9 protein-coding genes are annotated in these 9,985 nt (G+C 33.2%); 1 reads left to right on the top strand and 8 read right to left on the bottom strand.

Going from position 1 to position 9,985, the window contains the following annotated elements; all coding sequences use genetic code 11:
- A partial coding sequence (locus FPG59_RS10115) for a nuclear transport factor 2 family protein (RefSeq protein WP_369596810.1) occupies positions 1–498 on the top strand: 498 nt, incomplete at its 5' end.
- Between the two features lie 20 nt (positions 499–518).
- On the opposite strand, the gene FPG59_RS10110 is transcribed toward FPG59_RS10115, so the two are convergent.
- The 8 genes from FPG59_RS10110 to FPG59_RS10075 form a co-directional block, all read right to left on the bottom strand.
- Positions 519–1,565: an o-succinylbenzoate synthase gene (locus tag FPG59_RS10110; RefSeq protein WP_086454484.1), complete on the bottom strand. Its 1,047-nt coding sequence runs from the start codon at positions 1,563–1,565 to the stop codon at positions 519–521.
- Positions 1,566–1,605: 40 nt separating this feature from the next.
- Positions 1,606–2,841: a tetratricopeptide repeat protein gene (locus FPG59_RS10105; protein ID WP_254906681.1), complete on the bottom strand. Its 1,236-nt coding sequence runs from the start codon at positions 2,839–2,841 to the stop codon at positions 1,606–1,608.
- Between the two features lie 153 nt (positions 2,842–2,994).
- Complete coding sequence (locus FPG59_RS10100; RefSeq protein ID WP_086454482.1) at positions 2,995–3,672, bottom strand: metal-dependent hydrolase; 678 nt, start codon at positions 3,670–3,672, stop codon at positions 2,995–2,997.
- A 30-nt stretch (positions 3,673–3,702) separates the two neighbouring features.
- Positions 3,703–4,665 (bottom strand): 1,4-dihydroxy-2-naphthoate octaprenyltransferase, encoded by a 963-nt coding sequence (menA, locus tag FPG59_RS10095; RefSeq protein ID WP_086454481.1) that lies wholly within the window; start codon positions 4,663–4,665, stop codon positions 3,703–3,705.
- Positions 4,666–4,711: 46 nt separating this feature from the next.
- Positions 4,712–6,223, bottom strand: coding sequence for a PH domain-containing protein (locus tag FPG59_RS10090; protein ID WP_086454480.1), 1,512 nt, complete (start codon positions 6,221–6,223; stop codon positions 4,712–4,714).
- Positions 6,223–6,762: a PH domain-containing protein gene (locus FPG59_RS10085; RefSeq protein ID WP_254906680.1), complete on the bottom strand. Its 540-nt coding sequence runs from the start codon at positions 6,760–6,762 to the stop codon at positions 6,223–6,225. Before FPG59_RS10085 ends, FPG59_RS10090 begins: the two co-directional genes overlap by 1 nt.
- A 55-nt stretch (positions 6,763–6,817) precedes the next feature.
- Positions 6,818–7,648: a 1,4-dihydroxy-2-naphthoyl-CoA synthase gene (locus FPG59_RS10080; RefSeq protein ID WP_086454479.1), complete on the bottom strand. Its 831-nt coding sequence runs from the start codon at positions 7,646–7,648 to the stop codon at positions 6,818–6,820.
- Positions 7,649–8,366: 718 nt separating this feature from the next.
- Positions 8,367–9,221, bottom strand: a complete 855-nt coding sequence (locus FPG59_RS10075) for a S1 RNA-binding domain-containing protein (protein WP_086454478.1) — start codon at positions 9,219–9,221, stop codon at positions 8,367–8,369.
- Positions 9,222–9,985: the final 764 nt, after the last annotated feature.

Raw genomic sequence — 9,985 nt, 5'->3', positions numbered from 1 at the left:
GATTTACTAAAATTAAACACCATGAATGCTAACGAAAATACAATTGTAAAATTCTATACTGCCTTTGCAAATGCCGACTTTAAAACTATGAGTGAGTGTTATGCAAAAGAGGTTCACTTTAGAGATCCTGTTTTTGGTACTTTAACAGGAGAACAAGTTACTATAATGTGGAAAATGCTGTTAGAACGAAGTAACGGAAATTTAAAAGTGATTTTTTCTGATTGCAAAGCAAATGAGTTTACTGGATCAGCGCAGTGGGAAGCAACTTATTTATTTAGCAAAACGAATAGACTTGTAATAAACAAAATTAATGCCCAGTTTCAATTTAAAGATGGTTTAATTATAAAGCATACTGATGATTTTGACCTTTATAAATGGTCTAAACAAGCCTTTGGAATAACTGGATTTTTGTTAGGATGGACCGGATTTTTTCAGGGAAAAATTCAAAAACAAGCTCAAGAATCACTTCGAAAGTATATTTCTAAAAATACAAAATAGTGGCATTCAATTTCCATTTACTATACCAATTTTGAAAAGTCAAAATCCCAATCAGTTGTGGGGTTGTACCACAAATGACCATTTGAAACATCAAGCGGACAATCAAAATTATTAGTGTACAAAGCTCCAGTTCCTAATCCTTGTGGCATAGCACTATTTTTCTCAAATGTCCATTGTGCTATGGCGTTTAATCCGATATTACTCTCTAGTGCAGAGGTAATCCACCACCCTATTTTATGCTTCTCAGCCAGGTCAATCCATTCTTGCGTGCCTTTGAAACCGCCTATAAAACTTGGTTTAAGAATAATGTATTGTGGTTTTATTTGAAGTAATAATTGCTCTTTATCCTTTTTCAAAAAAACTCCTATCAACTCTTCATCTAGCGCTATAGGAAATGGAGTTTTCTCACACAGCTCTGCCATATTTTCAATTTGATTTTTTTGAATTGGCTGTTCAATACTATGTATCTTAAATTCATGAAGTTGTAGTAACTTATCTAAAGCGTTTTCTACCGCAAATGCACCATTAGCATCAACCCGAATTTCTATTTGCTCTGGCGAAAAATGATCTCTTATAAACTTTAGCAATTGAAGTTCTGCATCAAAATCTATGGCGCCTATTTTAAGTTTGATACACTTAAAACCATCTGCCAGCTTTTCTTCTATTTGCTTTTTCATGAACTGCTCCTCACCCATCCATACCAGTCCATTTATTACAATTGCTTCTTGGCCAGCAGTAAATTTAGATGGAAATAACATAAAAGGATGATCACTGTCTAGCGATTGAAAAGCCATTTCTATACCAAACTGAATAGAAGGAAATTCTAACAAAGCTTCCCATAGTTTTTCCTTTCCTAAGTGAATGTTTTCGCAGGTCCACTGTAAAGTCTCTTCATAATCCAGTCTGTCATCTATACTTAAACCTCGTAAAATACCACACTCACCAATTCTTTTTTTACCGTCTTGTTCTAATACTATAAACCAAGTTTCTTTATCGTTCATTACACCTCGAGAAGTGCCTGATGGGCGTTTAAAATTAAGAATGTATTTGTGATAGGTTGCTTTCAAAATATATTTTTTTTTGGTGTAAGTGAAGATCTTGATTGATTTAATCTACTATTTTTAAAACTTTTTCAAAATCATTAGACACGATTCCAGCTTTTTTAAAGGCTTCAAAATCTTGCTTAATTTTTTGTGTCCAACTCAAACTATCCGTTACGTTTTGAGACTGGTATTGTTTGTAAATGGCTTTGGCCAAGGAAAAATTTTCGTTTAACAAATACGCATGCGCCAAATTAAGCTGAATTAACAATTCTGTTTCATCCTTTTTTTGGCCTTCTTTTAAAAACTTCAATGCCTTTCCATATTGTTTTGTCACTAAATAACTGTATCCAATAGCATTGTAATCTAGTGAAGTAGCTTTTCCATCATTGATAATGGTAGTCAGTTTTTGTATGGCTTCACCATGTTTGCCTTGATTTGCTAATGCAGCAGCTTGTTTTCTTAAGTCTTCATAAACAGCAGTCGAAAGGTTGCTTTCGCCAAAACAACTATTTCCAAAATCTTTATACGATTTTGCACGCTCTACAGCTAACAATTTTTGAAACTCGGAAAAGGTGTATTTGGTTTGAATTTTATCTAATACACAAACACAAAAATCATCAGAATTACTCATTTTTTGAGCCAAGTTTGATGTTTTACATTGATCAATAATAGACTTTCTGTTTTCAATTGTCCAGCCACGACTTAACTTTTTATTAACCCAAGGAACAACTTCTAAAATTATTTTCTGGTTCATAATCCAGTTTTTACTTTCAAAACCAAACCACAAGTTTCCCTTGTTGCTTTGCATACAAGCCGATTTATCAGTTGAAAGTCGTTTGGCATCTTTGCTTATTGGTGTGTTTTGAACCAAACAGGCAGTATCTGTTTTTCCGTTTTCTTTGTATTGTTTTGCCAAATCAGCACTTGTAAATATGGCATACTTACAGGTATCATCTCCTGAAATTTTAGACAAAATAAAAACAGCTCCTGCTGATCCTTGACTAATTCCTGTAGGATCTGGAATTGATTTTAAAACAGATACCAAACTTCCAGCCAATTGCTGGTTTTTGTCTAAGAGGGTAATTCTAAAAACGACCTCAGTGGTTCCCTCTGGAAAATCTTGAGTTTTGATGATGATTCTGTCTCGTGCAGATACCGTAATTTCTTCTGATGTAGCTCGGGTTTTATCCCAATAACCATCCTGTTGAGCAAAAATAGTATGAGAAGAAAGTAAGAATAGAACAAAAACAAATAGCTTTCTATTTAGCATGGTAAAATAAAATAATGGATAACATGACATTCTAAAACGTGTTTAGGAGTACGTTTAGTACTTATGAATGGTATTTTCCTAGCCCTGATAGCAGTGAAAATCCTTTTATAAAGCCGTAAGCCCATCTAGGCTTAAGGCTTTGTAAAAGATTGTAACGAATAGCAGGAAATAGCTCCTAAAAAATTACAAATCAATAGAGTTCCCAATTTCTAGCAACATTAAATCCTTTCCTTTGTTGAAGAATTTACGTATAGACTCCTCCTTATTGATTTCGATATAGCCGAAAGTATCAAAATGGTATCCTAAAATTTTATCACATTCTACAAAATCTGATGCAATGATAGCGTCCTCAACATCCATGGTGAAGTTATCACCTATTGGTAAAATGGCTAAATCAAGTTTTGTGCGCAATGGGATGAGTTTCATATCCATGGTAAGTGCCGTATCACCTGCAATATAAATATTTTTATGCTCGCCTTCTATGACAAAACCACCTGGGTTACCGCCGTAAGAGCCGTCTGGAAAAGAACTGGAGTGAACTGCATTTACATATTTTACTTTACCAAAATCAAATTTCCAACTTCCACCGTGGTTCATAGGGTGTGGTTGAAACCCTTTTGCACCATAATATCCTGCAATTTCAGCATTGGATACAATTACAGCGTTTGTTCTTGAAGCTATGGCTTCTACATCAAGAATATGATCTCCGTGTGCGTGAGTTAATAAAATATAATCCGCTGCTAGCGTGTCAATGTTGATGTGGGCTGCTAATGGATTTGCCGATATAAATGGATCAACAAGTATGTGTTTGCCACCAACTTCTATTCCTAATGATGCGTGACCGTAAAATGTTATTTTCATTGTTATTGTTTTAAAAGTTTAGTTCTTAAATTATCTTCCGCCGAGAAATAAATTTACAAATAAATCCTGAATGAATGAAACCATACATATTGATAATAGTATGGCTAATGCAAAGGTGCTTAAGGCTAATTTTTTAAGTTCAGGGTCAAGATCTTTTTGATTTTTATTGTTATAAACCGTTTTTAAATGTTTTAATAATGGAATAAATGCGATTATAAATAAATACTGGTCTGCCCTGTACTGACTAATTACAGCAAAAATTACAACAAGCAACATGGCTGTTAAAATTAAAAAATAGTGATATTTTTTGGCATTTTCGCCACCTATTTTAACCACTATCGTATTTTTATTTGATTTTCTGTCTGAGACTTCATCACGCATGTTGTTCAAATTCAAAACACCGGTACTTAATAATCCTATTGCAATGGCAGGTAAAAACAAATTGAAATCCAATTGTTTAGTATACAAAAAATGAACGCCTAAAGTACTCACTAATCCAAAGAAAATAAATACAAATACATCTCCCAAACCATGGTAGCCATAAGCTGATTTTCCTACTGTGTAACGTATGGCCGAAATAATGGCCGCTACCCCTAGCATTAAAAAAAATAGGGAGTAGAAAATATTTGTATCTGAAAAGGATACATAAATCAATAAAATAGCTGCAGTCAATGTGGCTATTGAAGTAATAATAATTGCCTTTTTCATGGCCTGTGGTGTTATTACACCGCTTTGTATGGCACGTTTAGGCCCTATTCTATCTTCATTATCAGTTCCTTTAACGCCATCACCATAATCGTTAGCAAAATTAGACAGCACTTGCAATCCTAATGTAGTTAAAAGCGCTAAGCCAAAAATGGCCCAACTAAAAACTTCGGTAGGTGTTAAAATATTTTCGGTAGGATTTGCAAGAGCATACATACTTCCTACGATTATTCCAGATACTGATAATGGCAGTGTGCGTAAACGCGCGGCCTCAATCCAATGTTTCATAATTTTTTTATTTAAATCTCAATCCCTTATGAATTGAGTTTTTCTTTTACATCCAGTTGCTATCGGATTTTTCCATTCGATACAACCACAAATTTACTTTACTTTTTAAAATTGTAAAATTACCCATCTGGAACGAAATAGTTCCTCCAGCAGTGTGCAAAATAACAGAACCAAGATCTAATTTTTTATGCCAAAAATATTGCGATGTGGAAATAGCTTGTATTTTATGAGGCTCGATAATTGCCGTGCTGATATCCCAACCACCACTTTGCTTGATGATAAAATTATCATGAATGAACAATCTATTATTTTTGAATTTGAAATACTGTAGTAAACCTATAAAAATTACATAAACAGGAACTAAATATACAAAGTCAAATGCAGCGGGTTCCAACCAAGCTCCTATGGCGTAGAACAATAAAACAGGAACAAGGATATACAACAACAACGCTACAGCTAACACTCTAAAATTAGGCTTTAAGGCTAAACCTTTTTCAGGTATTTGACCATACAATAATTGTAAAACCGAACTGCTCTCTAAATCACTGCATCCTGGAATTTCAATGATAGATTTTCTATCTTCGGCAGTACCGCTGGTAGCTTGTCTTATTCTTAATTCTAATATTCCGAGCTTTTTTTGGAAAAAATTTCTTTTAATGGTTGTAATTTGGACTTTGTCAGGCTTAAGAATGGTGCTTTTAGAATTGAATAATCCATAAGACAATAACATAGAATTTTTTTGACGTGCAATTGTATACCCAAAATATTGTATAATTACCCGTGCAATATTCAGTACCAATACACCTGCTAATACAAATACAAAACCAATTACAAGAGATTGAGAAGCTAAACCTTTATCAACATAAGAATTAACTTGTTCTTGATATACGGAATCACTCTCACTGAATTTTCTAAAATTTTCATAAATAGTGCTTCCAAAAATGATAATTAATCCTATTGTTTTACCGTAATTTGAGGTAATTCCTAACTTTAACAAACTCAGCAACCCTATGGTTACAAAAGGTGCCTCAGTTACTTCTGCTTCTTTATCAGCAAGGTTTGAATTTATATCTAAATCTTGACTTGTTTTTAAAGCCGATTGGTCAAGTAAACGCGATTTTAATTCTAACGCCACTTCATGAGAAATAGCTTTAATATGACCCTCTTTTTTGGAACTTCCAGCCGTATCTACATGCAATTCATAAACACCAATTAATTTTTGAATAAAAGACTGATTGATGTTTACTTGTTGAATTTTATCCAGCTGTATGGCAGTTTTGGTTTTGTTTAAAATTCCATCAGAAATAATAAATTCTTCTTTTTCAGCATCTAAAAAAAAGGTGAAACTGCGGTATTTCAAATACGATATAACGCCTATCAAAAGTAAAAACAACACAATACCCGTAACCAGGTATAAAATATTTAACTCCTTGAATTTAAAAGCATACACCACAATTAGCGGCCAGAAAGCGCGAGCATTTTTTTGTAAAGCATAAAAAAACAACACCAACACTCCCACTGGAGATTGTCTTTGCGGCGCACTAAAACTTACATCCATCACAGTTGTTTTTGAATTTTAACCATCAATAACTGTTTTATATTTTCGGCTTGTTCCTTTTCAATTCCGGGTATTTGAATGTCACTAGAACTTCCGCCCGCTGTAAATATTTCTATTTCGGCTAAGCCAAAAAAACCAGGTATAAATCCTTCATGTAAGGCTACATGTTGCACTCTATTATAAGGAATTATAATTGTATTGGTTGCCAAAACTCCATATCGATACAAAACATCATGCTCTCTAAATGCAAAACCTTTTTTTCTAAAACTAAGCAGCGCAAATAAAACGATAAACAGCAATACAAATGGAGATATTAAACCTAATAAAAATGATATTCTACCTGAAAAACCATCTGGTTCAAAATACAAATAAATAAAAGGAGCTGCAATTAGTGTAATAATCAAAATAGCAAGCTTGATTGCCACCACAAAAATATATTTGGGATGCAATTTTGTAAAAATTACTTCCTCATATTTTGGGAGTAAATCGGTATCAATTATTTCGTTCGAAAAGTTTTGCATTTTTTTATTTTCTTTCAATTTTAAAGTGTAACGTTTTAGGTTTTCGAATTGAAAACCTAAAACTTAAAACTTTTTATGGCAACCATTTTTTTTCAAAATTTGGTTTTCTTTTCTCTAAGAATGCATTTCTACCTTCTTTAGCTTCTTCGGTCATATAGGCCAATCGAGTAGCTTCGCCAGCAAATACTTGTTGACCCACCATACCATCATCAGTCAAGTTCATAGCAAATTTTAACATTTTGATAGCCATAGGCGATTTTTGCAAAATTTCTTGTGCCCATTCATAAGCCGTAGCTTCTAATTCATCATGAGGCACCACAGCATTTACCATACCCATATCCATAGCTTCTTGAGCCGAATAATTACGGCCAAGGAAGAAAATTTCTCTAGCTTTTTTTTGACCTACCATTTTAGCTAAATAAGCTGATCCATAACCTCCATCAAAACTAGTTACATCCGCATCGGTTTGTTTAAAAATAGCGTGCTCTTTGCTAGCAAGTGTCATATCACACACTACATGTAAACTGTGCCCTCCACCTACTGCCCATCCTGGCACTACAGCAATAACTACTTTTGGCATAAAACGAATTAATCGTTGTACTTCTAAGATATTCAAACGATGTTGCCCGTCATCACCCACATAACCTTGATGGCCACGTGCATTTTGATCGCCACCACTGCAAAAAGAGTACACGCCATCTTTGGAGGATGGTCCTTCAGCTGATAACAATACAACACCTATTGAGGTATCTTCTTGGGCGTCATAAAAAGCATTGTACAATTCGGCAGTAGTTTTTGGTCGAAAAGCATTGCGTACATCAGGTCTGTTAAACGCAATTCTTGCAACGCCGTTACATTTCTTATAGGTGATATCTTCGTACTCTTTGGCAGTAATCCAATCCATGGTAATTGTTTTAAATTATTTCAGTGTAAAAATAAATCATTTTTTACATTATATCTAGTCTATTTTGAATAAGCTTATGGTAATCCTTCTCTGATGAAAGGATTTAAAATGTTAAAAATCAGAAAAAAAACGATATTCTTAATGGTTATTAGCATACTATTTTTTAACTTTATAATAAGTTAATCATCTTATTACAAGCTTCAAAGTTGATTTTCTTAATTATACTTCACTGAGTTATTAACCTAAAAAAAGAATGTATTGTTTACCATTAAAAATGTTACCGCTCTTTTTTCTAAGGAAATTATTCGCTTTATTTTTTCAGAATTCCAGAGCAAAAAATCTATGAACAAATCATTAATGTTAGTCGTAGTAAAAATAAAGTAGCACCTGAGGTTTAACCAAAGTATTATTTTTCTTGTTTTTGCTGTGCAAAACAGTATTAAAAATATTTTTTAGAAAATAATCTAATCTATTAAAGAAAAGCCAAGGTCATAGCGAAACTATTTTTTCACGTTAGCGCAATGAATTGAACATATAATAAAAGAGGTCAAAAGCAACTAATGTCGCTGTTACATCTTAAAAATAGGCTTAAATACTATTGATGAGCATGTATATAAAGTTTCTTTCAACCATCATTACATTTTAATACTTGTACTATTTTTTTATTGTAGTATTAAAAAGAGAAAGACTAACCTTTATAGATTAGTCTTTCTTTTTTTTACTCTTTAATTAAATAAATTCCGTCTTCCTTAATTTCAATCAATTGCTCCCTGTATAAAGAACCAATTGCTTTTTTAAACGTTTTTTTACTCATCTTCAACACCGTTTTAATGTCTTCGGGATGAGAATTATCAGTCAATCTCAAAAAACCTCTGCTTGCGCGCAGTTCATCCAGAATTTTTTCGGCATTGGGTTCTATACTTTGATATCCTTGTATTTGCAAGGAAACATCAATTTTATTATCTGGCCTGATTGTTTTAATGTAACCACGCATGCGGTCTCCCGTTCTAATGGCGTCATCATACACTTCATCCTTGTACATCAATCCTTTATATTTTTCGTTGATAATCACGTTGATACCCAACTCCGTAATATGCGACACAATCAAATCAACTTCCTCTCCTTTTTCAACAGTTAGGTTTTCATTTTTCAAAAACTGATTCAATTTACTAGAAGCTACTAATCTATTGGTTTTTTCATCCATATAAAGGTACACCAAATAGCGTTTTCCTTTTTCCATAGGGCGCGCCTGCTCTTTAAACGGAACCAAAATATCTTTTTCCATTCCCCAATCCATAAACGCTCCTACTTGATTGGTATAATTCACTCTCAAAAGTGCAAATTCATTCAATAAAATATAGGGTTCCAGAGTGGTAGCAACTGGTCTTTCTTCATGATCCAAATACACAAAAACGATCAACTCCTCACCTATCTCAAATTCGTTTGGAACGTATTTGTTGGGAAGCAAAATGTCATGGATTCCCTCTGGATCTTGCTCTGGATTTCCCAAAAACAAACCCACTTTGGTATCACGTAATATCGTTAGCGTATTGTATTTTCCTATTTCAATCATTATATTGTATTTTGTAAAGTGCAAAGGTACGAAGTTTGAAAGTAGGATATTAAGAAACCGTCCACAAAAAAACTAATGCTGAAATTACTATTGTTTTTTATTTTTAGGAGCACCTACCTTCGTTGTTTCATCACGTGTAGTCCCGCTGTACGCAGTATCCACGCCCAAAAGCGTGGGATACTCACTTCCATCGGGGCTAGATTAGGAAATATCATTTTCATAACATAAAAAACAGACGCACTTTTCTATGAGGTTTATGTTCTCGATAGCTGCTTTAGAAACACTAGGACAATTAAAAAACCTAACAAACTTATCAAACTTTACTGTTTTAACCTCTGAGACCTAACAGGTTTTAGAAACCTGTTAGGTCTTTATTTCATATTCAAGATACACGTTACAAAAACGAAACAAAGAAAGACCTCTTGACTAATATTGCAATGAGATTATTATAAAGGTTAAAAAAAGGATTTAGTACTGCTCTATTTTTATGGTTCTAACCTCTTTTTCACTAAGTAATCAACAATCTAATTCTTGCAAAAATTTATTTTTTTGTAGTTCAAATCGACTATATTTACAATAAAAAAATAAGTGTGTTTACACCAGTCTGACATGGACAAACATCTTGACATCAATCTAAAAGAAAATGAGCTTTAAATTAAATTTAGAGAAAAGTATTAAATATGAATTTATAATCTACAAACTAAACTTTGAATATGTGCTTGAATTATTTTTTGAGACTTTTGTTTATGTAGGTTGGACATTTT

Origin of the sequence: Flavobacterium sp. FPG59 (assembly GCF_002150205.1) — a bacterium.
In the GTDB taxonomy this organism is placed as follows: Bacteria; Bacteroidota; Bacteroidia; order Flavobacteriales; family Flavobacteriaceae; genus Flavobacterium.
This window is presented reverse-complemented; position numbering and strand designations above follow the sequence as displayed.

What these genes read in the sequence shown, in the direction of transcription:
- menA (WP_086454481.1), bottom strand. Translation starts at nt 4,665, where the DNA reads ATGAAACATTGGATTGAGGCCGCGCGTTTACGCACACTGCCATTATCA.
- FPG59_RS10075 (WP_086454478.1), bottom strand. Translation starts at nt 9,221, where the DNA reads ATGATTGAAATAGGAAAATACAATACGCTAACGATATTACGTGATACC.
- FPG59_RS10100 (WP_086454482.1), bottom strand. Translation starts at nt 3,672, where the DNA reads ATGAAAATAACATTTTACGGTCACGCATCATTAGGAATAGAAGTTGGT.
- FPG59_RS10105 (WP_254906681.1), bottom strand. Translation starts at nt 2,841, where the DNA reads ATGTCATGTTATCCATTATTTTATTTTACCATGCTAAATAGAAAGCTA.
- FPG59_RS10090 (WP_086454480.1), bottom strand. Translation starts at nt 6,223, where the DNA reads ATGGATGTAAGTTTTAGTGCGCCGCAAAGACAATCTCCAGTGGGAGTG.
- FPG59_RS10080 (WP_086454479.1), bottom strand. Translation starts at nt 7,648, where the DNA reads ATGGATTGGATTACTGCCAAAGAGTACGAAGATATCACCTATAAGAAA.